Source organism: Stenotrophomonas sp. 22DLJC03, assembly GCF_056861405.1.
The window spans coordinates 779,048-805,648 of the sequence record NZ_JBSPUG010000002.1; the positions used below are offsets into that span (position 1 = coordinate 779,048).

Annotated in this window: 14 protein-coding genes; all 14 read left to right on the top strand. The window is 67.6% G+C overall.

From position 1 onward, the window contains the following. Positions 1 to 11: 11 nt before the first annotated feature. Positions 12 to 542 (top strand): RNA polymerase sigma factor, encoded by a 531-nt coding sequence (locus AC13GA_RS09510; protein ID WP_006370838.1) that lies wholly within the window; start codon positions 12 to 14, stop codon positions 540 to 542. Between the two features lie 69 nt (positions 543 to 611). Further along, a complete protein-coding gene (locus AC13GA_RS09515; protein ID WP_482997956.1) occupies positions 612 to 1,592 on the top strand; it encodes a FecR family protein in 981 nt (326 codons plus the stop codon). A gap of 58 nt (positions 1,593 to 1,650) precedes the next feature. Next, the gene (locus AC13GA_RS09520; RefSeq protein ID WP_295381342.1) at positions 1,651 to 2,202 is read left to right on the top strand and encodes a hypothetical protein; all 552 of its coding nucleotides are present in this window, start codon (positions 1,651 to 1,653) and stop codon (positions 2,200 to 2,202) included. 120 nt (positions 2,203 to 2,322) lie between these two features. Beyond that, positions 2,323 to 2,907, top strand: a complete 585-nt coding sequence (locus tag AC13GA_RS09525) for a hypothetical protein (protein ID WP_136637907.1) — start codon at positions 2,323 to 2,325, stop codon at positions 2,905 to 2,907. Between the two features lie 57 nt (positions 2,908 to 2,964). Then, on the top strand, positions 2,965 to 3,402 hold the full coding sequence (gene gspG, locus AC13GA_RS09530; protein WP_482997957.1) for a type II secretion system major pseudopilin GspG: 438 nt from the start codon (positions 2,965 to 2,967) through the stop codon (positions 3,400 to 3,402). A gap of 9 nt (positions 3,403 to 3,411) precedes the next feature. After that, positions 3,412 to 4,317, top strand: coding sequence for a type II secretion system minor pseudopilin GspK (gene gspK / locus AC13GA_RS09535; RefSeq protein ID WP_482997958.1), 906 nt, complete (start codon positions 3,412 to 3,414; stop codon positions 4,315 to 4,317). After that, a complete protein-coding gene (gene gspL / locus AC13GA_RS09540) occupies positions 4,314 to 5,477 on the top strand; it encodes a type II secretion system protein GspL (RefSeq protein ID WP_482997959.1) in 1,164 nt (387 codons plus the stop codon). The genes gspK and gspL overlap by 4 nt, the downstream gene beginning before the upstream one ends. Then, positions 5,474 to 6,001, top strand: coding sequence for a type II secretion system protein M (gene gspM / locus AC13GA_RS09545; protein ID WP_136637911.1), 528 nt, complete (start codon positions 5,474 to 5,476; stop codon positions 5,999 to 6,001). The genes gspL and gspM overlap by 4 nt, the downstream gene beginning before the upstream one ends. Further along, a complete protein-coding gene (gene gspD / locus AC13GA_RS09550) occupies positions 5,998 to 8,379 on the top strand; it encodes a type II secretion system secretin GspD (protein WP_482997960.1) in 2,382 nt (793 codons plus the stop codon). Before gspM ends, gspD begins: the two co-directional genes overlap by 4 nt. Continuing rightward, positions 8,376 to 9,809 carry a type II secretion system ATPase GspE gene (gene gspE / locus AC13GA_RS09555; protein WP_136637913.1) on the top strand — a complete coding sequence of 478 codons (1,434 nt, stop codon included), beginning with the start codon at positions 8,376 to 8,378 and terminating at the stop codon, positions 9,807 to 9,809. The genes gspD and gspE overlap by 4 nt, the downstream gene beginning before the upstream one ends. 7 nt (positions 9,810 to 9,816) lie before the next feature. Further along, positions 9,817 to 11,016, top strand: coding sequence for a type II secretion system inner membrane protein GspF (gene gspF, locus AC13GA_RS09560; RefSeq protein WP_482997961.1), 1,200 nt, complete (start codon positions 9,817 to 9,819; stop codon positions 11,014 to 11,016). Positions 11,017 to 11,270: 254 nt separating this feature from the next. Continuing rightward, positions 11,271 to 12,464, top strand: a complete 1,194-nt coding sequence (locus AC13GA_RS09565) for a substrate-binding domain-containing protein (protein ID WP_049403384.1) — start codon at positions 11,271 to 11,273, stop codon at positions 12,462 to 12,464. Positions 12,465 to 12,562: 98 nt separating this feature from the next. Continuing rightward, complete coding sequence (locus AC13GA_RS09570; protein ID WP_295381370.1) at positions 12,563 to 13,750, top strand: substrate-binding domain-containing protein; 1,188 nt, start codon at positions 12,563 to 12,565, stop codon at positions 13,748 to 13,750. Positions 13,751 to 13,956: 206 nt separating this feature from the next. Next, entirely contained in the window at positions 13,957 to 26,352 is a 12,396-nt protein-coding gene (locus AC13GA_RS09575; RefSeq protein WP_482997962.1) for a filamentous hemagglutinin family protein, read from the top strand. The last annotated feature ends 249 nt before the right edge of the window (positions 26,353 to 26,601 follow it).

The following is a 26,601-nucleotide window of genomic DNA, read 5'->3' on the forward strand; positions in this document are numbered from 1 at the left end:
AGGATTCGAACATGAGCAACGGTACGGCTGGGGCAGTAGACCTGATGGACCACCTTCTGGGGGCCTACGACGAGCTGAAGCGCCGGCTGGTGCGCAAGCTCGGCTCGGAAGAACTGGCCGGTGACGCGCTGCAGGACACCTGGATGCGGCTGAGCGCGCGCCGGGATCGTCTGGACGCGGTGCAGAACCCGGCGGCCTACCTGTTGCGCATGGCGATGAACACGGTGATCGATCGCCAGCGGGCCGATCATCGCCTGCTGAGCCTGGAAGAAGTGGATACATTGATGGACATGGCCGATCCAGGCCCGGGCCCGGCACAGGCCGCCGAGCTCGAGTTCGCGCTGGAGGACATGGTCGGCCTGCTGCAGCGCATGCCTGAGCGCCGCCGCCGCATCCTGCTGGCGATCCGCGTTGATGGCCTGCAGCAGCGTGATGTGGCCGATCACCTCGGCGTGTCGCTGCGGCTGGTGCAGCGTGAACTGAAGGCGGCCCAGGACTACCTGGCCGAGCGCAGTGGGCAGGGGCGCCAGGTGCGGTTCTGAGCGGCGGCATCCGTCTACACTTTGACGCCGAGCAGAACCCCGCAGCGTGCGGGTCCGGCATGAGCCCCCATGGATCCTGACGATCGCCCGCAACGCCCGCTGGATGCCGTCGAGCGTCAGGCCCACGCGTGGGTGGTGCGCCTGACCTCGGGCGAAGCCACCGCCGCCGACGGGCGCAGGTTCCGGGCGTGGTGCGAGGCCGATCCTCTCCATCGTGAAGCATTCGGCCGTGCGCGCCGGCAATGGGAGCAGGTGCGCCTGGCCGGCGAGCAGCTGCCCGCCGCTGCGCGCCAGCCAATTGCCGCGAGTCCGGCGCAGCGCTGGAGCCGTCGTGCCTTCCTCGGTGCAGCGATTGCCGCCCCGGCGAGTCTGGTAGTGGTGGCGGCGATCCGCCCACCGCTGGGGCTGTGGCCATCGGTGACGGCGATGGCGGCCGACTTCCATACCGGCACCGGTGAGCGGCTGCAGATCGCGCCTTCGCCACAGCTGAAGATCGAGCTGGACACCCAGAGCAGCCTGCGCCGTCGTGCGGACGCGCAGGGCGAAGGCTTCGAGCTCGTACAAGGCCAGGCCGCGATCGAAACCCAGCCTGGCCTGCGCCTTGCATTGTTCGCTGGACCGGGCTGCGTGATCGCTGATGAAGGTGCGGTGCGCCTCGACGTACGCAACACCCATGGCCAGGTGCGGGTGACCTGCCTGCATGGCAGCGCCCGCATCGAGCATCCGCAGGGCCGGCTGCAGCTGCAGGCGGGCCAGCAGACCCAGTACGACGAGCGCCTCAGTGGCGTGGTGGCTGAGGCCGTGGCCTCGGACGTGAGCGCCTGGACCGAAGGCATGCTGGTGTTTCGCCGCGCGCCGCTGCACGAGGTGGTGGACGAGATCAACCGCTATCGCCGTGGCAAGGTAATACTGGGCGAATCAGCATTGGCCCGCGCGCCAGTCAGCGGCCGCTTCCGCATCGATGATCCCGATGCAGCGCTGGAGCAGCTGCGACTGACGATGTCACTGGATCTGCGTCGCTTTCCGGGTGGCATTGCCGTCCTTGGTTAGATGAAGACGCTGCCCGTGCGCGCCGCGCGGGGCTGTTGCAAGCAAGGAGAAGCCAAGGATGCGCAACGAGACCATCGGTGTGCTGGATCTGCGTCGCAACCTGTCGGCGTTGCTGGAAACCACGCAGCGGCGGCCGTTGATGGTGCATCGCTATGGATCGCCCTGGGTGTGCGTGGTGTCCGATGCGCACTGGCAACAACAAGCAGTGCTGCTGGAGTTCGATCCGCAGTCCCACCCGTTGGCGATGCTGCTGCGCCTGCAACAGCAGGCTGTGCCGTTGCCCGAAAGTGGCGTGTTGCCGCCGGCGGCGATCGCCCGTGCGCTGCTGCTGGCGCACATGCATGGCATCGATGATCTTCCGCAGCTGCACGAGCAGGTTCAGCAGCAGCGCCTGTGGCACTGGTTCGTGGCCGGCGGCCATGGCGTGATGGACGGCTGGCAGCTGCCAGCGCTGCGTGTCGCGATGGCGTCATGGCTGGATGACGCAGGCATGACCGATGTGCTGGCAGCGTTCGCGCAGCGCAGCGACGTGGCGGTGCTGGCGCGGAGATGCGGTGGCGACGCACCACGGCTGGACGGCGAAACCTGCAGGCGGATGACGTTGCTGTGAAGCTGCGGATGAAGCGCCACCCAGTGCACAGAGATGCATTCGCGTTGTCGCTTCACCTGCCTTGTCGACGTCTTCTCCAGAGTACGACGCACCACGCGTCGCGGAGCACAGGCGGCGCTGATGGCAGACAGTCGCAGGATCAACATGCTGGAACTGGATCGCCACCTGAGCCAGTCGCTGGAACAGGCGCGGCATGCACCATTGAACGTGCAGCGCTACGGGCATTCATGGGTCTGGGTGCTGTCCAGCGACGCCTGGGCCGACGCCGCGCGCTGGGCTGCACTGGACAGTTCGTCGCATCCGCTGCTGGCATTGCGCAGGGCGCTCGACCCACAACTGCGGCCCTGGCCCGAATGTGCGGCGGCGCTGCTGCCGCTTGAGGCCGGTGATGTACGCGTGCTGCAACGCGCGGCATTGCTGGTGGTGATGCGCGGCCTGAACAGCGCGCAGCGCGTGTACGACGACCTGCGCTACCACCAGGCCTACCGGCAGTTCATCGGCCTCGACCACGGCACGGCCTGGTCGCCGATGCAGTGCGTACGCCTGTTGCAGGCCTGCGCACATCCACTGCTGCGGGCCTGTATCGACGGCACGCTGGGCAGCCTTCCATCTCCGTTGCTTGAAGCGGCGTGTGCGCCAGCGGTACGTGCTGCACCGCTGCAGGCACAGCCGCAGCGAATAGCAGGCGGATGTTTATCGTACTGACACATGCACCGCTGACCATGGCGCAGCGGTCTCTTCCAGGATGATGAGGGCGGAACAATGGCAAGGCAGGTGGGTAGTCGCAGGGCTCGGCAGCAGGGTTTCAGCCTGATCGAGATCATGGTGGTGGTAGTGATCATCGGCATCCTTGCCGCATTGATCGTGCCGCGTTTGATGGATCGCCCGGACCAGGCGCGCGTGGTTGCGGCGCGCCAGGATATCGCCGCGCTGATGCAGGCCTTGAAGCTGTTCAAGCTGGACAATGGCCGCTACCCCAGTGCCGAGCAGGGCCTGCAGGCACTGGTGAAGCCGCCACAGGGCAGCGGCACGATGCCGGTCACGCCGTACCTGGACCGGCTGCCGAATGATCCGTGGGGTCACCCGTACCAGTACCAGATTCCCGGCACCCATGGCGACATCGATGTGTTCTCGCTGGGCGCGGACAGCAAGCCCGGCGGTGACGCCGGGAACGCGGACATCGGTTCCTGGCAGCTCTGAGGCGCGCCGATGGCAGCCCGGAAGTGTTCGGTTTCGTGCGCCCGCCAGCGCGGCATGGCGGTGATCGTGGCGATGCTGGTGGTGGCGTTGGTGGCCGTGATCGCCACCGCGCTGCTGACCCGGCAGTCGGCGCAGCTGCGCGCGCTGCGTGGCGACCAGCTGCGCGCACAGGTGCGCATGGCCGTGGATGCCACGCTGGAGCGTGCCGCGCAGCAGTTGCGTGAGGACGTGCGGGAACAGTTGACCACGGTCAGCAACGGGCGCTGGGCGCGGCCATTGCAGCTGCAGGCGCCGTTGCCAGTGCAGCTGCAGCTGGTCGATGCGCAGTCCATGTTCAACCTGCGCAACCTGCTGGCCTACGGCAAGCCGGACCCGGAAGCGCGGCGCGCGTTCATCGCGTTGTGCTCCGGGCAGGGCCTGGGGCAGGGTGCCTGTGCGTCGGCGGCGGACCACATCCAGGCGCGCCTGCGCGATGGCGATGTCCAGGCGCAGGCCCCGCTGCCGCGTGAATCACTGATCGAGCAGGCCTTCGCGGGTTCCGATCCAATGGCCGTGCAGGCGTTGGCACGGCGCACCGTGGTGCTGCCTGCGCAGACTCTGGTCAACGCCAACACCAGCGATCTCAGCGTCCTGCAGGCGGTCGTACCCAGTGTCGAGCCCGGGCGTCTGCAGGCGCTGCTTGGTGAGCGCGATGGTGGCCATTGGCTGCTCAACCGCGGCGACATCGCCAATCGGCTTCAACTGAGCAACGCGCAGATGGCGTTGGTACCGCTTGGCATCCATAGCGAGTGGTTCCTCGCCGTCGGCCAGGTGCAGGCCGATGGCAGTGTGGTCGACTTCCGCGCGCTGATCTGGCGCGAGTACCGCGACGACAGTGTGCGCGTGCAGCGTGTGTGGACGAGGATCGGTGCATGAGCGTGCAGCTGAGGGTGCGCCTGCCGGCGCTGGAGCGCCTGCATGCCGACAGTGCGGTTGAGTGGGCGCAGTTGCACAAGGGTGTGGTGCTGGCCAAGGGCCGCGACGCATTGGCCGTGCTGGGTCAGCGTCATCCGCAGGCAGGGGTGTTGGCCTGCCTCGACCCGCAGGATCTGATCCTGCTGGAGCTGCAGCTGCCGCCGCTGTCGGGCCGCAGGCTGCAGGCCGCGCTGCAGGGTGAAGTGGAGGCGATGCTGCTGGATGACCTGCAGGAGGTCGCGCTGGCGCATGGTGCCCAGGCGGCCGATGGCAGCGTGCCGGTGGCCTGGCTCGGGCAGCAGGCGATCATGCAGGCGCAGCATCTGCTGGCGTCGTGCGGCCTGCAGCTGCAGGCGCTGTACCCGACGCCGCTGCTGCTGCCGTGGAAGGAGGCCCAGGCCACGCTGCAGGCCTGCGGCGAGCACCTGCTGGTGCGCAGCGGGCGCGATCGTGGCTTTGTGCAGTGGTGCGGTGGGCGCGACGTGGGGGCGGTGCTGCAGTCGCTCGCGGCGCGCCTGCAGCAATCCGGGGTGCAGGCCGTGCAATGGATCGACAGCGTGCCGTCGGCGTGGCCGGAGAGTCTGCCGGCAACCGTGGTCGCGCATGAACTGCAGGCGTGCGGCCCCCTGCCAGCGTGGTCGTTGCCACTGCCGGGTCGCAGCAGGCAGGCACCGCGGTTGGCAATCGGCCTGGCAGTGGCGGCGCTGGTGCTGGCGGCGCTGGGCCTGCAGCTGCAGGTCTCGCGCTGGCGCAGCGAGGGCGAGGCGCTGCAGCAGGACATGGCGCGGCAGTTCAGTGCGCGCTTCCCGGAGATCACCGATGTGGTGGACCCGGTACTACAGGCGCGGCGCGCGCTGGCGGTGCCGTTGTCGGCGCCGCCGTTGCCACCGGTGCAGCGGCAGGTCGCCACCATTCTGCAGGCAGTGCCCGAGCTGGGGGGTCAGGTGCGTGGTCTGCATTACACGCCGGGCCAGCTGGAACTGGAGCTGGATGACAACGCACGGATATTGGCCGATGACGCACAACGGCTGGAGCAATGGCAGCAGGCCGTACAGGCGCAGGGTCTGCAACTGGTGCGGGACGCGGGCGGACGCCTGCGCGTGAGCGGGGGCGGGCAGTGACTGCCAGGACGCTGCGCCTGGGCGAAGGTCTGGCCGGCCTGCAGCAGCGCTGGCAGCGCCTGCCGCCGCGCGACCGGCTGATGCTGTGGGTGATGGTGGTGGCGCTGCTGGCGGCGGGTCTGTGGATGTTGTGGCTGGAGCCACTGCTGAAGCAGCGCACGCATTGGCAGGCCGAACTGCCACGGCTGCAGGCGCAGGCGCGCGTATTGGCGCCGCTGCTGCATGCCCGCGAACGCCAGCAACTGGCGCAGGGGCATCAGCCGACGCTGGCTGGGCTGCGCGGACAGATCAAGACCGCCGGCCTCGCCGACGGACTGCATATCGACGCACGCGACGGGCGCTGGCACCTGCAGGTGCAGGCGGTGCCCGCTGACGCGCTGTGGAACTGGCTGCTGCCCGTGCTGGCCGATCCGGCCATCGAACTGCAGCAGCTGCAATTGACACGCACAGGGGACGCGAACATGCCGGCGGCACGGATTTCCGGAGACATCGTGATGGTACCCACCGTGGGTGACCATCCATGAGGGTGATGCGCAGCCTTGCCTGCAGCACCGCGCTGGCCCTGGTGGTGGGCATGGCCCACGTTCCGGCGCCGGTGCTGGCGCAGGACGCCCGGGATGAGCCGGTGCAGTTGAATCTGGTGGAGACCGATATCGGTGGTGTACTGCGCATGGCGGCGCGCTTCACCGGTCGCCAGTTCCTGGTCGACCCGCGGGTGACCGGCAAGATGACCGTGGTCTCTGATGGCCCGGTCAGCCGTACCCAGGCGTACCAGTTGCTGCTGGGCGCACTGCGCATGCGTGGCTTTGCTGTGGTCGAGAGCGGCGGTGTCAGCCGGGTGGTGCCGCAGGCCGACGCCAAGCTGCTCGGTGGCCGTGTGGGCGCCGGCGGGGCCGGCGGCGAGGTGGCCACGCGCACCTTCGCGCTGCGCTACGAGAATGCCGCCGCGCTGGTAGCGGTGCTGCGGCCGATGATCAGCCCGGACAATCCGATCACTGCCAACCCGGGCAACAACACCCTGGTGATCACCGACTACGCCGACAACCTGGAACGCATCGCGCGGGTGATTTCCAGCGTGGACACACCGGCAGGCATGGACACCGACGTGGTCAAGCTGCAGCAGGGCATCGCTGTCGACGTGGCGGCGATGGTCGCGCCGCTGCTGGATGCGCAGGGTGCCGAACCCAGCCAGAAGGTGGTGGTGATGGCCGACCCGCGCAGCAACAGCGTGCTGCTGCGCTCCAGCAGCCCCGGCCGTACCCGCCTGGCGCGGCAGCTGGTGGAGAAGCTGGACAAGGCGCAGGACGAGTCCGGCAATCTGCATGTGGTCTACCTGCGCAATGCCCAGGCCAACCAGCTGGCCGGTGTGCTGCGCGGTGTGGTGGCCGGGCAGAGCGATGCACCGGCAATGGGCAGCAACGAAGGCGTCACGCCGCTGCCCGGCGACGCCAACCGCGCCACGCCGGCGCAGCCATCGCAGCCCCAGCAGGCCAAGACCGGTGGCAATGCACTGGAATCACAACGGCTGGATCCGAATCGCCGTGATCCAATCGACGCTGGCAGTACCGGTTTCAGCCAGAACGGCATCTCGGTGCAGGCCGACGTGGCGACCAACACGCTGCTGATCTCGGCGCCCGAGCCGGTGTACCGCAACCTGCGGCGGGTGATCGACCAGCTCGACCAGCGCCGTGCACAGGTGCTGGTGGAAAGCCTGATCGTGGAAGTCAACCAGACCGACGCGGCCGAGCTGGGCGTGCAGTGGATGTTGGGTAATGGCCGCACCTTCGGCGGCACCCATTTCGGTGGTACAACCGGCGGCAGCGGCCTGAACACCGCCGCGCGCACCACTCTGGACGTGCTGCCCAAGGACGGCCTGAAGATCGGCGTGATCGACGGCACCATCAACCTGCCCGGCGTCGGTCAGATCCTCAACATGAAGGCGCTGGCCAACGCGCTGCAGAGCAAGGGCGGTGTCAACATCCTGTCCACGCCGAACCTGATGACGCTGGACAACGAAGCGGCCAGCATCATGGTCGGCCAGACCGTACCGTTTGTCAGCGGCCGCTACGTGACCGACGGTGGTGGCGGCAGCAACAACCCGTTCCAGACCATCGTGCGCGAGGACGTGGGCCTGAAGCTGCGGGTGCGCCCGCAGATCTCCGAGGGCGGCACGGTAAAGCTGGACATCTACCAGGAAGTCAGCAGCATCGACGCGCAGAGTGCGAACAGCACGGCCGGCATCATCACCAACAAACGCGCCCTGGATACCAGCGTGCTGCTGGACGATGGCCAGATCATGGTGCTCGGTGGGCTGCTGGAAGACAGCGTCAGTCATGGCCGTGATGCGGTGCCGGGCCTGGGCAAGATTCCAGTGCTGGGCGCACTGTTCCGCAGTGACACCCGCAAGCGCGCCAAGACCAACCTGATGGTGTTCCTGCGCCCGCACGTGGTGCGTGACCCGGCTGCCGGCCAGCGCCTGACCCGCGACCGCTACGACTACATGCGCAATGCACAGGCCGGCGCGCAGCCGGTGCAGAGCTGGGCATTGCCGGCGCTGTCGGCGCCGCAGCTGCCACCTCAGGACCTGTCTGTGCTCGGCCAGGGCAATGCGCGCGATGGACAGGGCCAGCCGCTGCAGAACACCAGCCTGGCGGCGTTGTATCCGGCCGGTGAGGGCGATGCCCAGCTGGTGCAGTTCGCACAGGGGCTGGACCCGGCGCGTGCCAGCCAGGGCGTGGCGCAGGTGCGTGCACTGGGCCTGCAGGCCTATGCCGAAGCGGCGCCCGGCGAGAGCGGGCAACGCCTGCGCGTGCGATTGCCACGCGATCCGGCGACGCTGGACCCGGCACTGCAGCAGCTGCGCGGGCTGGGCTACACGCCGGAACTGGTGATCGGGCCGTGAGCGCCGCCGCACCGCTGCCGTATGCCTGGGTGCGCAGCCATGGCGTGATGCTGTCCGAGGCCAGCGGCGAACCCGTGTTGCTGGGCACCGCCGAAACTGCGGCGTGGGCCGTGGCAGAACTGCGGCGCCGGCATGGTCCGCTGCCGTTCCAGGCGCTGGATGCTGCGACCTGGCAGCAGCGGTTGGGTGAGCAGTACCGTGATGGCGGCGATGCCGCTGCCGTGGTCGGGGCTGCTGAAAGTGAAGTGGATCTGGACCGGCTGATGCAGGACATGCCGGAGGTCACCGATCTGCTGGATGCGCAGGACGATGCACCGGTGATCCGCATGATCAACGCGCTGCTGGCACAGGCCGCACGCGATGGCGCCAGCGATCTGCACATCGAGCCGTTCGAGACCCACTCGGTGGTGCGCTACCGGGTGGACGGCACCCTGCGCGACATGGTGCAGCCGCGGCGCGCACTGCACGCGGCGCTGGTATCGCGCATCAAGATCATGGCGCACCTGGACATTGCCGAGAAGCGCCTGCCGCAGGACGGGCGCATCGCGATCCGCGTGGGTGGGCGGCCGCTGGACATCCGCGTCTCCACCGTGCCGACCGGGCATGGCGAGCGCGCCGTGCTGCGACTGCTGGAGAAGGATGCCGGGCGCCTGCAGCTGCAGCGCCTGGGCATGGCCGATGACACCCTGGCCACGTTCACCGGATTGATCCGGCAGCCGCACGGCATCGTGCTGGTCACCGGGCCGACCGGCAGCGGCAAGACCACCTCGCTGTACGCGGCGCTGGGCCAGCTCGACAGCAGCACCAGCAACATCCTCACCGTGGAAGACCCGGTGGAGTACGACTTCGCTGGTATCGGCCAGATCCAGGTCAACGCGCGCATCGGCATGAGTTTCGGTACCGCGTTGCGTGCGATCCTGCGCCAGGATCCGGACACCATCATGATCGGTGAGATCCGCGATCTCGAGACCGCGCAGATTGCCGTGCAGTCGTCGCTGACCGGCCATGGCGTACTGGCCTCCCTGCACACCAACGACGCGATCTCGGCGGTGACCCGCCTGGCCGACATGGGCGTGGAACCGTTCCTGCTGGCCTCGTCGCTGCGCGGCGTGCTGGCGCAGCGGCTGGTGCGGCGGCTGTGCACGCAGTGCCGGCGCGCCGAGGTGGACGACGAGGGCCGTACCGTGTGGCTTGCAGTGGGCTGCGCGGCCTGCGCCAACAGCGGCTATCGCGGGCGAACAGGTATCCACGAACTGTTCGTGGTCGATGACCGGGTACGCGCGTTGATCCATGAAGGGCAGGGTGAGCCCCCGCTGCGCGAGGCGGCACGGCGTGCCGGCATGCGCACGTTGCGGCAGGATGGCCAGCGCTGGGTCGACAGCGGGGTGACCACGCTGGAAGAGATCCTGCGCGTTACCGGCGACGATTGAGGCCTGCATGGCACTGTTCGACTACCAGGCTGCCAACGCGCAGGGCCGCATCGAGAAGGGGCAGTTGGATGCCGACAGCCCGCGCGGTGCGCGCCAGCTGTTGCGCGGGCGCGGGCTGACCCCTGTGCAGGTAAGCGCCGCGCGCATTGCCGGCAGTGGCTGGGGCGCTCGCCGGCTGTCTGCCAGCGAGCTGGCCTGGGCTACGCGCCAGCTGGCCAGCCTGCTGGCAGCCAGCCTGCCGTTGGAAGGCGCATTGAGTGCGGTGATCGAGCAGGCCGAACGCCCCCATGTTGCGCAGGCGCTCACCGCGGTACGCGCCGACGTGCGCGCCGGCCAGCGCCTGACCGTGGCGCTGGCAGCGCGGCCACGCGATTTTCCGCCGATCTATCGGGCGCTGGTAGGAGCAGGCGAAGACTCCGGCGATCTGGCACGGGTGATGGAGCGCCTGGCCGACTACATCGAAGAACGCAATGCGCTGCAGGCCAAGGTACTGACCGCCTTCATCTATCCAGCGGCGATCAGCCTGGTATCGGTGGCGATCGTGATCTTCCTGCTCAGCTACGTGGTGCCGCAGGTCGTGACTGCGTTCGTACAGGCGCGGCAGACGCTGCCGATGCTCACGCAAGTGATGCTGGCCGCCAGCGCGTTCGTACGCAGCTGGGGCGTGTGGGCGGGGCTGGGCATCGCTGCGCTGGTGGTGGCCTGGCGGTTGGCCCTGCGCAAGCCCGAGCTGCGCCTGCGATGGGACGCGATGCTGCTGCGGGTGCCGATGGTCGGGCGCTTCGTGCTGGGCGTGAACAGTGCGCGCTTCGCCTCGACATTGGCGATCCTGCTGGATGCTGGCGTGCCGCTGCTGCGTGCGCTTGAAGCTGCCCGGCAGACCCTGGGCAATGCGTTGCTGGCGCGTTGTGCAGATGATGTGTCCGCGCGAGTGCGCGAAGGTGCCGCGCTTGGCTCTGCGCTGAAGGTGCAGAAGGTGTATCCGCCGATCCTGGTGCACCTGGTGGCCAGTGGCGAGAAGACCGGTTCGCTGGCGCCTCTGCTGGATCGCGCCGCGCAGACGATCTCGCGCGAGATCGAGCGTCGCGCGATGGCACTGACTGCGTTGCTGGAGCCGACGATGATCCTGGTGATGGGCGGCGTGGTGTTGACGATCGTGCTGGCGGTGCTGATGCCGATCATGGAAATGAACCAATTGGTGCAGTGATGCGCGACGCCCATCACGGGTAGCACCGGGCCATGCCCGGCGAGCGCGCAGCGCGGGACGCTTTCGATTCTCCACACAATCCTCCACACCTTTTTTCGATCTTCCACAGGTTTCTTAAGCGGCCTGTCATCGGCGCAGACCAGCATGGACACGTCGCCGCAGAGTGGGCTGGGAGGCCCTCGGCGGCAGCAGGCGTGTAGTGACCGTTCCTCCCTTGGTGTTTCCCTTCGCAGTAAACCCTTCAGGAGAAGATCATGAACAAGTACAAGACCCTGGCCGCGCTGGTTGCTACCGCGCTGCTGGCCACCGCCGGTGCCGCTTCGGCGCAGACCGCCGTCACCGGTGGCGGTGCCTCGCTGCCGGCCGACCTCTACAAGGGTTCGGCTGACAGCATCCTGCCGGCCAACTTCAGCTACGCCGTGACCGGCTCGGGTACCGGCAAGAAGGCCTTCCTGGAAAACAACTCGGCGCTGTTCTCCACCACCGGCACCGTGCACTTCGCCGGTAGCGATTCGGTGCTGAGCAGCACCGAACTGAACACCTACAACAGCACTTACAACGTGTCCGGCGATGCCAACCGCTACGGCGCCCTGGTGCAGATTCCGTCGGTGGCCACCTCGGTCACGATTCCGTTCAACAAGGCCGGTTCGGCCGTTGACCTGTCGGTGACCCAGATCTGCGGCATCTTCTCCGGCAAGATCACCAGCTGGAGCCAGCTGGCGGGCCTGGGCCGTACCGGTGACATCCAGGTCGTCTACCGTGGCGAAAGCAGCGGCACCAGCGAACTGCTGACCCGCTTCCTGACCAGCGCCTGCCAGCCGGCTGACGTGTCGGGCAGCAACCTGAAGTTGACCAACGGCGTGCCGGCGTTCTCGGTGCAGTCGACCTTCGCCAACCTGTTCACCACCGTGCCGTCGAACTTCATCGCCGCACCGGCCACCGGTGGCACCGCGCTGTACAACGCCGTCTATGCCGTTGACGGCCGCGTTGGCTATGTCGGCCCGGACGTCATCCCGAGCCTGACCGACGCCACCAAGGTCGCCAAGGTCAAGGGCTTCTCGCCGGATGAAGTGAGCGTGCAGGCCACGCTGGAAACCGCTGCGCCGCCGACCGGTGCCGCTGCCGAGAACCCGGCGAACTGGGTGCCGGTGTTCGGCAACCCGAGCGCGGGCTATCCGATCGCTGGCTACACCAACTTCGTGTTCGGCCAGTGCTACAAGAACGCCACCGTCGGCGCCAACGTGCGCGGCTTCCTGACCCGCCATTACGGCAGCACCGTGGTCAACGGTGTCGAGCAGGGCCCGAACGACGTCGCCATCCGCGCGCACAAGTTCATCCCGCTGACCAAGGCCTGGCGCGATGCGGTCCGTGCTCGCTTCGCCACCGCCACCAACGCCGGTGCGGTGAACAATCCGAGCACCTGCTCGGGCATCGGCCGTCCGCTGTAACTGCGACATAGAAGTGTTCTCCGCGTGCGCCGGCCGTCAGGCCGGCGCACTGCGGTATGAACGACCGTATCCAGACAAGGCATGGAGTTGCCAATCTCATGAACTTGCTATTGAAGGCTTTCTGGCTCGCCAGTTGCGTGTTGGTCGGAACGCTAGAAGCAGATGCCCAAATTCTTGTCCAGGGCGGTGGCGCGACAATGCCCGCAGCTCTGTACCAAGGCAGTCCGGACAGCATTCTTCCGACCTCGTTCAGCTACGTCCCTACCAGCTCGGGCGTCGGCAAGCGGGCATTCCTGAGCAATGAGCCATCACTGTTTTCGACGACGGGGACTGTCCACTTTGCTGGCAGCGATGCGGTACTGAGCAGCACCGAGTTGTACAGCTACAACAGCACCTTCAACCGGGCTGGTGATCCCACCCGTTATGGGGCATTGATCCAGATTCCGGTTGCGCTGGCTCCGGTGATTATTCCCTTCAACAAGCCTGGTTCAGCAATTGACCTGTCGGTCACCCGGATCTGCGGGATATTCTCCGGCAAGATCACCAACTGGTCGACCATCGACAGCGCCCGCACCGGCACCATTCGGGTTGTCTACCGTGGCGAGAGCAGCGGCGCCACTGAATTGCTGGCCCGTTTCCTGACCAGCGCCTGCCAGCCGGCCGATGTCTCAGGCACCACGCTGAAGCTGACCAACGGCGTGCCGGCGTTTTCGGTGCAGTCGACCTTCGCCAATCTGTTCACTAGTGTTCCCGAGAACTTTGTTGCAGCTCCGGCGTCCGGTGACGCGGCGGTGTACGCCGCCATTTTTACGACCGTCGGAACAATGGGATACACAGGTCCAGACCTGTCTCTTGATCTCTCGGATGCTACTCGAGTTGCACAGGTCAAGGGCTTCTCTCCAAAGGACGTGAGTACTCAAGCGACACTGGACAACGTGCCACCGCCGGCCGGTGCCGCTGCCGAGAACCCAGCGAACTGGGTGCCGTGGTTCGGCAACCCGAGCTCAGGATATCCAATCGTGGGTACCACCAATCTCCTGTTTGGGCAGTGCTACAAGGATGTACTGTTGGCCGCAAGAGTCCGCGGAGCGCTTTCGCGACTCTACGGCAGTGTCGTGGTCAACGGCGTCGAGCAGGGCCCGAACGATGCCGCCATCGGCGCGCACAATTTCATTCCGCTTAACAAGGCCTGGCGTGATGCGATCCGTATGCGTTTCGTGGCCGCGAGCAACCCCGCTGCTTTGAACAATCCCGGCACCTGCTCGGGCATCGGCCGTCCGCTGTAACTGCAATTGCTTTGGTAGTTGCAGGAAGTGCACAAGGGCGCCGGCAGCAATGCCGGCGCCTTCTGCGTATGTCCGCTGCATGACCGTGATGCGCCTGTCGTCTTCACGCCGCCGCCACCGTCTATGAGGTGCAGGGCGTGCCTCGCGCAGGCCCATCCGTACACACGCCGCCGCCGACGCGGCCCATCAGGTTGACGAGGTCCCCGATGTCGCACCCGCATTCGCCCACCGCCCGTTTCCCTGCTGCCCTGTGGCGCAGCCACCCGATGGCCTGGGCCGTCGCCGTGGCCCTGGGCAGCGTGGTGGCTCCGGCCACTCAGGCCCAACAGGCGTTCAGCCCCGGCTGGTTCGCCGAGCGCGGTGCGGCGCAGGGCGCGGCGGCACAGAGCGGGCGCATGCCCAATGGCGTGCCGATCCAGTTCCAGCTACCCGCGCAGCAGCAGGATGCGGCACGGCAGAAGCTGCAGCAGTCGATCGACAACCTTGGTACGGCCGCGCAGGCCATCGCCCTGCAGCAGCGCCTGCAGGAACAGGCACGGCAGGCGCGCCGCGAGGCGGGCTTCGTGATCGCCGATGGGCTGGGCAAGGATGGCCTGAAGGTCGACGAGAATCCGCTGACCCGCGGCTGGATCAACGCCCGCGAGGCGATCCAGTCGCAGGCCGCCGACGGGCGGGTGCTGGTCAACATCGAGCAGACCGCCGACCGGGCGATCCTGAACTGGGAAACCTTCAACATTGGTGGCAACACCACACTGAATTTCCTGCAGAACCCCGACTGGGCCGTGTTGAACCGGGTCAATGATCCCGCCGCAAGGCCCAGCCAGATCCTTGGCCAGCTGAAGGCCAATGGCACGGTGTTCGTGGCCAACCGCAACGGTGTGGTGTTCGGCAACAACAGCCAGGTCAATGTCCGCAACCTGGTGGCGGCGGCCGCGCGCATCAGCGACGCGCAGTTCCGTGAGCAGGGTCTGTACAGTGCCGAGGCGAACACCTCGGCGCTGACCGACGCCGTAGGCAAAGTCATGGTCGAACGCGGTGCACGCATCACCACGCACGAACCGACCACGGCAACGCGGGGCGGTGGCTATGTGCTGCTGGCTGGGCACAGCGTGGAGAACGCGGGCCAGATCGAGACGCGCAAAGGTCAGACCCAGCTTGCCGCCGGCGACAGTTTCGTGATCCGCCGTGGCGTGGGCACGGCGCAGAACACTGCATCGACCACCCGTGGCAACGAGATCGCACCGCGCTTCGTCGCTGACAGCACGGCCGGCAGCGTTCGCAACAGCGGTCTGATCCAGGCACGCGAGGGCGACATCACCCTGGCCGGCCGCACGGTCGAACAGGCCGGCGTTGCGGTTGCGACCACCACGCTGAATCAGCGCGGCACCGTACACCTGCTGAATTCGGCGTCCGATGCGGCGGGCAGTGTGACCCTGGCCTCCGGCTCGACCACTGCAGTACTGCTGGAAGACGATGGCAAGAGCACGGCGCTGGACAGCCAGCGCGATGCCCTCATCAGGGAATCGGCCGAGCAGGACAAGCTTCGCGGTGGCAGCAACAGTGGCACCTTCGACAATCTCTCGCGCCTGCAGGACCGCCGCGAGCAATCGCGCATCGAAGTCGTCTCCGGCGGCGATGTGAACTTCCAGGCCGGCGCGCTGGCGGTAGCCACCGGCGGCCAGGTAATCGCCGACGCCAGCCGACGCAGCTATCTGGATGATGGCGCGCGCGTGGACGTCTCCGGTGCGGTGGGCGTGCAGGTGGCGATGGAAAGCAACAACGTCAAGGTGAAGGTGCAGGGTAACGAGCTGCGCGATTCACCGGACAACCGTGACAGCGGCAAGCTGATCAGTAGCGAGGTGTGGATCGACCGCCGCCAGTTGATCGAAGTCGCCGCCGGTACCGGCGGCTATGAAGGTACGCGCTGGTATGCCGGCGGCGGCCTGCTGGAAGTCGGGGGCTACCTGGACAATCAGGGGCATTCGATCAGCGAATGGGCAGCGCAGGGTGGAACCGTCCAGCTGGCAGGCAAGGAAGTCGTCAGCCACGTCGGTTCGCGCATCAATCTGGCCGGTGGCAGCCTGGATGTGCAGTCTGGCGTGGTGCAGCAGAGCTGGCTGCGTGGCCGCGACGGGCAGTTGTACCGGCTTGATGATGCACCGGCCGAGATGCTGTACGACGGTCTGTACCAGGGCTATGAAGTGAAGCAGGAGCGTTGGGGGGTCACCGAATCGTTCCGCAATCCGCTGGTGGCACCCACCCAGCGTTTCGACAATGGCTATACCGTGGGACGCGATGCCGGCCGTCTGCTGATCTCGGCGCCCACGGCTGTCCTGCAGGGCCAGGTGGATACGGTGGCCTTTCAGGGACTGCAGCAGACGCGCCGCCCCGACCAGGGGCAGGACGGGTACGCGCAGGCACAGACGGCGGCGGCCCGCAACGCGCAGCTCTGGCTCGGGCGTTTCGACAACAACGGCCGAAGTGCAGTGTTCGATTCGCAGATCCGCATCGGAGCGCTCCAGGCCGACACCCGGTCATGGACGTTGCAGGCGCCGATCGGGGAAACACAGCGCAATACCGTGTGGTTGGACAGTGAGGTCCTGAGCGCTCAGCGTTGGGGGCAGGTGGACCTCGCTTCTGCGGGCCGTATCGACCTGGATGGCACGCTCAGGTTGCAGGAGGGCGGTCGGCTTGGGCTCACTGCAAGCCGCGTCAGCTTCGGTGGGACGGTGCAGATTGCCGGCGGGCAGGTGGAGGCCGGCAACCTGCTTCCGGCGCTCGGCGGGCCCACGGCCCTGCTGAGGTCCGGACGCGGCGTGGTGGATGTTGCGGCGGGCGCACGGATCGATCTCGGCGGCAGTTGGAGCAACGCGCTTGCTGCGCCGGATGGCGACCCCGCGCAGGCGTGGATCGACGGTGGACAGATGCGCTTCAACAGCAGTCACGACATCCATGTGGGTGAAGGGGCAGCGATTCTTGTCGATGCCGGCGGCGCGATCGATGCCAGTGGCAAAGGGCGCGTAGGCAAGGGCGGCAGTGTCAGCCTGCTCGCGGCCAGCACCGAGGTTGCCACCGACGGCAGCGGGCGGATCCGTATCGGCGATGGCGCACGCTTCAGCGCGCACGGCAATGGAAGCGGCAATTTCTCGCTGGCAACAGGCGGTGCGGTGTCTATCGGCGCGCCTGGCACAGATGCATCGGCGGCGTCGTTGCGACTGCAGTCAGCACTGTTCAGGAGTGGCTTCGCCGGCTATGACATCGCCGGGCACAACGGTTTGACGGTTGAAGAAGGTACCCAGCTGCAGGTGGAACGACCGGCGCTGCGCCTGGCCGAGGGCGCACAGCAGGCACTGGCCCGCGAGCAGGGCGTTCAGGCCTGGACGCCGTCGCTGTATGAGGCGGATCCGGCCAGCGGGCGTGTATCGCAGCGCGGCGGCGCGAGCTTGGCACTGCGCGCAGGGCATCTGCTGTCCACGGCCGATCTGCTCGTTGGCAAGGGCGCAAGGATCGAGGTCGATGCCGGCCAGACGATCGAACTGTTCAGCGCCGGCAACCTGGACGTGGCTGGCAGTCTGAAGGCGGCCGGCGGCCGTATCCGCCTGGACGAGGCATTCGATCCGACCGGTGTGCGTGGCGATCAACGCCGCGAACGTCGCTGGACGATTGCCGAGGGCGCCCTGCTGGACGTGAGCGGCGATAGCGTTTCCCTGCCCGACGCGCGCGGGACATTGCGCGGACAGGTGCGCAAGGGCGGAACGATCGAGATCGGGGGGGCGTTGGACTGGGAAGACCAGGACAACGTACGCCACTTGCCGCCCGATACCTTCGTGGTGGTGGAGCGCGGTGCGCGGCTGGACGCGTCCGGTGCTTCGGCGCTGCTGGACATTGATGGCAGCGGGCGCACCCGGGTGGACAGCGACGGCGGCAGCATCGTGCTGCGCGCCGGCAATGCGCTGTACCTGCAGGGCGACCTGGACGCAGCAGCGGGCGGCGACGGCGCGCGCGGTGGCACCCTCGGCGTTGCCTTTGGTGGCGGCACCTACAGCAGAACGGCAGAAGGCAAGGACGTGCTGGCGCCGCGGGTTATCGCGCTGACCCAGCACGCCGCGCAGGCGGCGGACCTGCCTGCACGCCTTGAGTACGGCCATGCGGCATTGTCGGTGGAGCAGGTCGAGGCCGGTGGTTTCGATCATCTGGCCCTGTTCGGCGACATCCGCGCCCTGGGAGATGTCAATCTGCGCATGGACCAGAGCCTGCGCATCCAGGGCTTGAATGAGCGTTACCTCGGCCTCGTCCCGGGCAACAGCGAGGGCGGCCGCCTGCAACTGGCCGCGCCATATGTCCGCCTTGCGCAGGGGCGCTGGTGGCAGCCGGCCGGGGAAGGCACGTTGCGCCCACTGGAGGCAGCGTTCGACAGCGGCCGGCAGCATCGCCTGGACGTGAGCGCCGATCTGATCGATCTGCGAGACGTCACCTGGCTGGCGGGATTTGACCAGGTCGCGCTGCGCAGCCGCGGTGACATCCGCGTGCTGGCCCCGGTCGCCAGCAGTTCACTCGTCTCCACGCTGGCAAGCCCGGGTTCGATCGATATCAGCGCCGCACGTATGTATCCGGCGGCCCGGGCCAAGGGACGCATCGTGGCGGGCGTCCCCGACATCGGTCCTTCAGGCCTGTCCTGGCAGAACCCCGACGCCGTACTGCGCATCCATGGCATTGCAGGCGGCGCGCAACCGGCACCGGACTCTGCGTTCGGAAGCCTGGAGCTGGTGGCGGCGACGGTGGTGCAGGGCGGCAATGTGCAGGCGCCGTGGGGCCATGTACAGCTGGGTGGCAGGGAATTCAACGCCGATGCGGCCAGCCGCGTCGACCTGCTTGCAGGCAGCGTGACGTCGGTGAGCGGTGCCGGCCTGCAGCTGCCGTTTGGCGGCACCGTGGATGGTGTGGGCTGGCGCCGTAACGGTGCCGACTTCGATGTGCTGGGCCCCGGCTCGACCAACATCCCGATCGGTATCGACATCGTCGCCAACGCTTTCAATGGCGTGGCGGGCAGCGTGCTGGACGTCTCCGGCGGAGGCGAGCTGTCCGGTGCCGCATTCGTGGCGGGGCGCGGCGGCTCGGTGGACATCCTGAGGCACGCGCTGGCGGATGCGAACCCGCGCTACCGCTTCAGCGGCAGTGACAATGCGGTCTACGCGATCATGCCGGGACGCTCGGGCACGCAGGCGCCGCAGGCGGTCGCTGACGGCAGCGCCGATCCGCGCATCGGCCAGCAGATTGTCATTCCTGCCGGGGTTCCCGGCCTCCCGGCCGGAACCTACACGCTGCTGCCGGCAAGCTACGCACTGCAGAAGGGCGCATTCCGCGTCGAAGTCGGCGCCGAAAGCGCCGTCGGCAGCCGCCAGGCAGTGGCGACCGGCACGGGTTCCTGGCGCGTCAGTGGACACCAGGCGCAGAGCCTGGGCGGTGGAGTCTCATCGCTGCTCACCGATCTGGTGCTGACGCCGGCGGATGTGGTGCGCCGCCATGCCAGCTACAACGAGACCTCCTACAGCACTTTCGTACAGGGCGTGGCTGAGCGGCGTGGTGAAGCGCTGCGCTGGCGGCCAACCGACGCCGGCAACCTCAACCTGGTGTTGGGCGATGGCGCCGGACGTTCGAGCGTGCCAGCCGCGATCTTCCAGGGCGTGTCACGCTTCAACGCCGGCAGCAATGACGGACGCGGGGGCACGCTTTCAGTCAATCTGCTCGCCTCCAATGAGGCAACGCTGGAGATTGCCACCCAGGGCGGTAGTGCCGGCAGCGGTAGCGGCGCCACCGTCTTCGACTCGGCGCTCAATGCGTTCCGCCCGGAGACGATGCTGATCGGCGGCGTGCTGCGGCGTGACGCGACGACCCATTCGCTGGAGGGCAGGGCGCAGCACATCGTGGTGCGCAACGGCGTCAACCTGACGGCGCAGGAAGTGCTGCTGTCGGCCGCGTTCGGAGGCAAGGGAATCCTGGTGGAGCAGGGCGCTTCGATCGATACCTTGACCGGGGCAAATACCTCGCGCGTGGCACAGCCCACGGCGCCCTATCTGGTGTCGGGCGGCCTGCTTGCCGTGTCCAACCAGCGCTTGACGGCGCTCAGTGCGCAGGGCGGCAGTGCCGGCGGTCCGGTGGCGATCGACATCGGCGGATGCGTGGTGGACTGCAATGGCCAGACCCGGTTGCTGTCGGCAGGCAGCATCAACGTGGTCACCGACGGCGCGCTGAGCATTGGCGACGCGGTGAGCTACGGCACGCGCCAGCTCGGCCTGGGCATGTCGGCGCTCAATCTCGGCAGCGCCGAAGCCATTGCGGTGGCAGCGGCAGCCGGCGGCCTGCCGGCGGGCATGACCATGAACCAGGAGGTCCTGCAGCGATTGCTGCGTGGAAACACCGCCACCGGCGCGCCGGCGCTGGAGGCGCTGAGCCTGACCGCGCGCGATGCCATCAATGTGTTCGGCAGCGTGGACCTGGATACGCGTGACAGTGCGACCGGCCGCAGCAGTCTACGCAGTCTGGTGCTGGGTGCCCCTGCCATTCATGGTTACGGCACTGCGACCGACCGCGCCCGCATCTTCGCCGATACGCTGATCTGGGACGGTACGCTGGCCGGCACCACGTTGCCCGGCGGTGAGCAGACCCAGCCGGCCGGCGAGGCGATGGTGGGTCGGCTTGGCCAAGGGCAGCTGGAAATCAATACGCGGGTGCTGGAACTGGGGCGTGCGCCCTTCACCCGGCCCAGTTCGTCGGTGGCCGCGGATCGCCAGGTGCTTGGCTTCGCCGGCGTTACCCTGGCAGCGTCGGATCGCATGTTGTTCTCCGGCAAGGGCAGCCTGGATGTCTTCCAGCGCCAGGGCGACTACGTGGCAGGCAGCGGCTGGCAGTTCAGCGGCGGCGCGCTGGATATCGTTACCCCGCTGCTGACCGGCAGCGCGGGCGCGCAGCTGGCAATCCGCAATGGCGGTACGGTGCAGGTGCGCGGTGCTGCGGCAACCGCGGGCAGCGATGCGTTGGGTGCGGAGTTGTCCATCACGGCCGAACGCGTTGTGATCGACAGCCGGGTGGCGCTGGCGTCCGGCCGGTTCGAAGCCAATGCCCGCCAGGGCATGGCGCTTGGCAGCAATGCAATGCTGGACATGGCGGGGCGGAAGGTAAGCCTGTTCGACGTGGACAAGTACAGTTGGGGCGGCGACGTAGCGCTGTCGAGCCGTGACGGTGACATCGTTGCCGACGCGGCGTCGCGCATCGATCTTTCCGCCCGCAACAACCGCGGCGGCCGCTTGACGGTCGCTGCGCTGGGCCCGCAGGGCGGCCGTGTAGATCTGGCAGGTACGTTGCTTGGCGGAGCCAGCGGCCGCTACGACGCCGGTGGCACTGAAGTGCCCTACGACGGCGGCGAGCTGGTAGTGCGTGCACGCCAGTTGCAGGACTTCTCCGGCCTGAACACCCGGCTTACCGCCGGTGGCATTACCGGTGGCCGGACGTTCCAGTTGAGCGAAGACGACCTGGTGATCGGCGATGAAGTGAAGGCGCGCAACGTTGATATCAGCGTCGATGGTGGCAGCCTGCTCGTCAATGGCCGCATTGATGCCAGTGGCGAACAGGTCGGCAGCATCCGCCTGTCCGCCCGCGATGTGTTGCGTATCGACGGAGCATTGGACGCGCATGGCAGCGCCTTGCGCGTCGATAGTTACGGCAAGATCATCGACAGCGCGAACCGGGCGATGATCGAACTGACCTCGGCCAGTGGCAGCCTGCAGCTGGGCGCGATCTCATCGATGGACCTGCGCGCCGGCACCTCGGTGGCCACGGGTAGCAGCCCGGGCCAGAACGATGGCCGCGCACGCGGCAGCGTCAAGCTCAACGTGCCACGCGTGGGCAGCAACGACGCCGCGATCGACGTGGCCAGCGGCATCCGTATCGCCGGTGCCGCCGACGTCCAGGTCAACGCCTTCCGCAGCTATGATTCGGCGCCATTGGCCAGCGCTCCGGACGTGCATGGCCATCGTCCGCAGGTGATCAACCAACACTGGCTGGACACGGTTGTGGACCCGGACAACAGCCAGTGGATGAACGCCGCGCTGACCAATACGGTACTGCAGCAGCGTACTGCCGCACTGGGCAGCTATCGCCTGCGCCCCGGCGTGCAGATCGTGGCGCGGACCAGCAGTGACAACCCGCGTGGCGATCTGGTCGTGGCCGGCGATATCGATCTGTCCGGCTACCGCTACGGACCGCAGTCGAACCGGACCGATCCAGCGCGCCGTGGCTTTGGTGAATCGGCAGCGCTGGTGCTGCGCGCCGAAGGCGATATCAACGTCTACGGCAGCATCAACGATGGATTCGCGCCGCCGCCTGCCAATCCCGATGAGGACGGCTGGGTGCTGCTGGAAGGGCGCAGTGCCGGTACGCCCAACACGGCGTTCGGTGGCGACCTGATCGTGCCCGGCGAAGGTGTACAGCTGCAGCGCGGCACCGAATTCCGTGCTGGCGCGACGCTGAACTATGCACTGCCCTTCGAGGCCGTGACCCTGCCGGCCGGAACCGTGCTGCCCGCGGAAATGCGGTTGTCGGGACCGCTGCTGCTGCCGGCCGGCACCGTGCTGGGCGCAGCAGTGACGACGGCGGGTGGCGAGGTGGTAGCGGCTGGAACCGTGCTGGCCCAGGCATTGACGTTGCAGGCGGGTGCGCGCCTGGGCGCCGGCTTCCGGCTGCGCGCGCCGGCGCCGGTGGCCGCACAGGTGTGGCCGGCCGGCGTCGCGCTGCCGATGGCGATGAAGCTGTCAGGCGCGCTGGACCTGCATGCCGGCGCGATCATCCCGTCGATGACCAAGGTGGAGCTGGCCGGCGATGCGCCGGTGAAACTGCGGCCTGCCGACGCCAGCGGGCGCCAGGGACGCAACTGGGCGCTGGCGGCGATGCTGCCCGAAGGGACCACCTCGTGGGATCTGACTGCAGTGGCCGGTGCCGATACGACCGCTGCCGATCCGCGTACCCGCAGCTGGGGAAGTGACGGCAGCATCGTGCTGGCCGACAGCCACTACAGCACCATCGGGACGGTGACCACGACGACGGAATGGAAGGGTGATCGCGTGATCACCCTGGACGGCTCGCTGAATCTGTGGGGTGACGAATCGTGGGTCGGGAAGCCCGTGGCTGATCTGGCCCGGGAGCTGGGTTTGACCGAGAACGAAGTCTGTGAGTCCGGACCCAATTGCGGCCCCGCCCCGCGACTGGTGGACAAGGAAGGCTCGCTGGCATGGTGGGGCGATGAATCCTGGGTCGGCCGCCCGGCTACGGAACTGGGCGCCGAGATGGGCATGTCGGAGGAAGAGATCTGCGCGGCAATGGGCTACTGCTATGGCGGTGGCACGCTGACCGAGGTGACCACCTACGGCAAGCGCCTGGGCGCTCCCGCCTGGAGCGTGCTGCGAACCGGCAAGGGAGACCTGACGCTGCTGGCCGCGCAGGACGTGCGCATGAAGTCCGGCTTCGGTGTGTACACCGCAGGTGCGCCGACGGCGCTGGGTGATGGCCGCGATGCGCAGTTCAACACGGCGCGTGCGGCTGCGCCCTGGCACACCTCGCTGTTGGGCAGGAACCAGGTGTCGGGCAACTATGATGCGGCGCTGGCCAGTTACCGTGCGTGGTATCCCGACCATGGCGGCGATGTCAGGGTTGAAGCTGGGCGCGACATCATCGGCGACGCCTGGACCGCCCGGTCCGAATCGGGTACGGCGCAGCGCGACCAGGCCGGGCATTCAAGCGCAGCCGTGGGTGGTTGGTTGTGGCGGCAGGGTTCGGGCACCACCGAAGGCGTCCAGGCAACACCCACGAGCTGGTGGATCAACTTCGGCACGTACAGCACCGTGGGCGCCGAAGCGGACGCAGCTCCCCGCATGGTCGGGTTCACCGGCTTCGGCACGTTGGGAGGCGGCAATCTTTCACTGGAAGCGGGCCGCCACGCGGGCGTGCTCGACCCGATGGGCAATGCCCTGGGTCTGTTGACCGCGCCTCATTCCAGCGCGATTGTTGCTGCGGTCGGGTCGACCGGGCGCTTCAGCAACGGTGAGCTGCATCTGACCGGTGGCGGCGACCTGACCCTGCGCAGTGGCGGTGCGTTGAATCCTGGCCTGCGCGCCAGCGCGCAGCAGCCGGAGAGTTTCCTGCAGGATCTGGATCTCAATGGCGCGGTGACCAACCTGCGCGGCAGCACCCTGCTGCAGGCGGCACGCATCGGTGGCCTCAGCGCGATACAGAGCAGCTACGGAACGCTGGGCCTGATGGATCCGTTCGTGGCGGACGCCCCGGTGGCGATGGCGGGGCCCCTGCTCATTCTGGGTGATTCCACTGCCCGGCTGCAGGCCCGTGGTGACATTGTTCTCGGTGGCGCCGCAGATGCAGGGCGTGTGCCGACGGCCAACTACAACGACGTGGTTCTGGGCGATGGCCAGCATGCAGCTGGCACGACGTGGTTCTCGCTCTGGACCCGAGGCACGGCACTGGACCTGTTCTCGGTAGGCGGAAATCTCGCACCCAGCCTGGCCGGAAGTCTGCATGCAACCGGTAGCAACATGTTCGCTGAAGGCATCGCGCTGCGCGAGCAATCCGTTCCGGCCAGCATCAATTACTGGCTGTATCCGTCCAGGTTCAGCGCGGTGGCAGCGAGTGGTGACATCATCAGCGCCTCGCTTCGAGGTCTCGGACCGGGGGCGACTACGGGCGATGTGATCCTGCTCGCGCCTTCGGCCAGCGGCCAGCTCGATGTTCTGGCCGGAGGCTCGATCCATGCCGCGATCAACGCCACCGGCATTGCACGTTCCGGTAGCGACGCCCGCTTGCCTGGTCCGTTTGATCCTGCATTCATGGCCCAGCGGGGCGCCAGCCTGACCCGGGTCGGCCACAATCTCTCCGACGATGGGGTGCAGGGAGCGGATCCGTCGGCGAACCTGCCCTTGTTCGCGTTCGGCCCCAGTACTCCGACCACGGGTGCGCTGACGTCCCGGCCCACGTCGCCCAGCCGCTTCTATGCCGTTGCCGGTGACATCATCGGGTTGGGCAGCGGCGGGCGCAGGCAATTGAGGCGGAACATCGGCGAGGAGAGCCGGACACTGTTCGACTGGTACGAAGCGGGCTCGGCCGTACAGCTGCGCGCCGGTCGCGACGTGATCAATGCGAACGTCACAGCGCTCAACACCAGCGGTACCGATATCAGCGGGATCGAGGCGGGCCGGGACATCATCCGCAGCAACCTGACGGTGGCCGGCCCTGGCAACGTTGAAGTGAGTGCGGGCCGGCAGCTGCGCCAGGAAGAGGCCGGAAGCATCGTGAGCCTGGGTGGCGTCGTCCAGGGCGATGCCCGTCCCGGTGCCAGCATCGCAGTGACTGCCGGCAATCAGGGCATTGACTTCGATGCACTGCGCACGCGCTACCTGGACCCGGCCAACCTGGCCGATCCGGCGCAGTCGCTGGCATCGCAGCCCGGCAAGGCGGTGAAGATCTATGACAAGGAGTTGAAGCAGTGGCTGCAGCAGCGCTTCGGCCTGGCCGTCGACGGCGCCGAGGTGCTGGCTGCGTTCGACCGGTTGCCGAGCGAACAGCAACGGATCTTCCTGCGCCAGGTCTACTACGCCGAACTGCGCGAAGGTGGCCGCGAGTACAACGATCGGAATGGACCACGTGTTGGTTCTTACCTGCGGGGCCGTGAGGCCATCGCCACGCTGATGCCGGACAAGGATGCAGCAGGTGCGACGATCCAACGCACCGGCGATATCCTGATGTATGGCGGCGCCGGCGTACGTACCGAAGCCGGTGGCAACATCGAGCTGATGGCACCGGGCGGACAGATCGTGGTGGGTGTACAGGGCGTGGTGCCACCGGCCAGTGCCGGGCTGGTGACCCAAGGGCAGGGTGACATCCGGCTGTTCAGCCAGGACAGCGTGCTGCTCGGCCTGTCGCGGGTGATGACGACGTTCGGCGGTGACATCCTGGCCTGGTCGGAGCAGGGTGACATCAATGCCGGTCGCGGTTCGCAGACCACCTTGTTGTACACGCCGCCGCGTCGCGTCTATGACGGCTGGGGCAATGTGATCCTGTCGCCGCAGGCTCCCGCCAGTGGCGCAGGCATCGCCACCTTGAACCCCATCGCCGAAGTGCCGCCGGGCGACGTAGACCTGATCGCGCCGCTGGGCACCATCGATGCAGGCGAGGCCGGTATTCGCGTCTCGGGCAACATCAACCTTGCCGCGCTGCAGATGCTCAACGCGGCCAACATCCAGGTGCAGGGTGAGAGCAAGGGCCTGCCGGTGTTGGCCACGGTGAACGTCAATGCGCTGGCGTCGGCCAGTGCGGCAGCGAACAGTGCCAGCCAGGCCGCACAGGACGTGATGCGCAAGAGCCAGGACGACGCACGGCGTAACCAGCCGTCGGTGATCAGCGTGCAGATCCTCGGTTTCGGCAGTGGCACCAGCAGCATTGCGCCGCCGGCGCGCGGCACGACCGCCAACAGCGGCTACGACGCCAACAGCGCCTTCCAGTTCCCGCAGGCAAGCCACGACGATGGCACGCAGCGCCGATAGGCATTGCATGCCCCGGTAGGTGCCGACCTTGGTCGGCACGCATTGCCCGATGCACCGCATCGGGCTGCAGCATCGGGCCAGCCGCCAGGGAGCGGTGGCGGCCCCAGCCAGGACGGCACGGAGGGCAGGGAGCGGCCATCAGCGGTGAGGACCACCGACACAGCGCCGCCGGGTGCAGGAGAGCACCCGGCGGCAGGAGGGTAGTAGACCCACGCCATGCGTGGATGCCTGGGCCAGCATCAGTGCCGA

Excerpts from the sequence above, each read along its gene's own strand:
- AC13GA_RS09510 (WP_006370838.1), top strand. The coding sequence starts at position 12 with ATGAGCAACGGTACGGCTGGGGCAGTAGACCTGATGGACCACCTTCTG.
- AC13GA_RS09515 (WP_482997956.1), top strand. The coding sequence starts at position 612 with ATGGATCCTGACGATCGCCCGCAACGCCCGCTGGATGCCGTCGAGCGT.
- AC13GA_RS09520 (WP_295381342.1), top strand. The coding sequence starts at position 1,651 with ATGCGCAACGAGACCATCGGTGTGCTGGATCTGCGTCGCAACCTGTCG.
- AC13GA_RS09525 (WP_136637907.1), top strand. The coding sequence starts at position 2,323 with ATGGCAGACAGTCGCAGGATCAACATGCTGGAACTGGATCGCCACCTG.
- gspG (WP_482997957.1), top strand. The coding sequence starts at position 2,965 with ATGGCAAGGCAGGTGGGTAGTCGCAGGGCTCGGCAGCAGGGTTTCAGC.
- gspK (WP_482997958.1), top strand. The coding sequence starts at position 3,412 with ATGGCAGCCCGGAAGTGTTCGGTTTCGTGCGCCCGCCAGCGCGGCATG.
- gspL (WP_482997959.1), top strand. The coding sequence starts at position 4,314 with ATGAGCGTGCAGCTGAGGGTGCGCCTGCCGGCGCTGGAGCGCCTGCAT.
- gspD (WP_482997960.1), top strand. The coding sequence starts at position 5,998 with ATGAGGGTGATGCGCAGCCTTGCCTGCAGCACCGCGCTGGCCCTGGTG.
- gspF (WP_482997961.1), top strand. The coding sequence starts at position 9,817 with ATGGCACTGTTCGACTACCAGGCTGCCAACGCGCAGGGCCGCATCGAG.
- AC13GA_RS09565 (WP_049403384.1), top strand. The coding sequence starts at position 11,271 with ATGAACAAGTACAAGACCCTGGCCGCGCTGGTTGCTACCGCGCTGCTG.
- AC13GA_RS09570 (WP_295381370.1), top strand. The coding sequence starts at position 12,563 with ATGAACTTGCTATTGAAGGCTTTCTGGCTCGCCAGTTGCGTGTTGGTC.
- AC13GA_RS09575 (WP_482997962.1), top strand. The coding sequence starts at position 13,957 with ATGTCGCACCCGCATTCGCCCACCGCCCGTTTCCCTGCTGCCCTGTGG.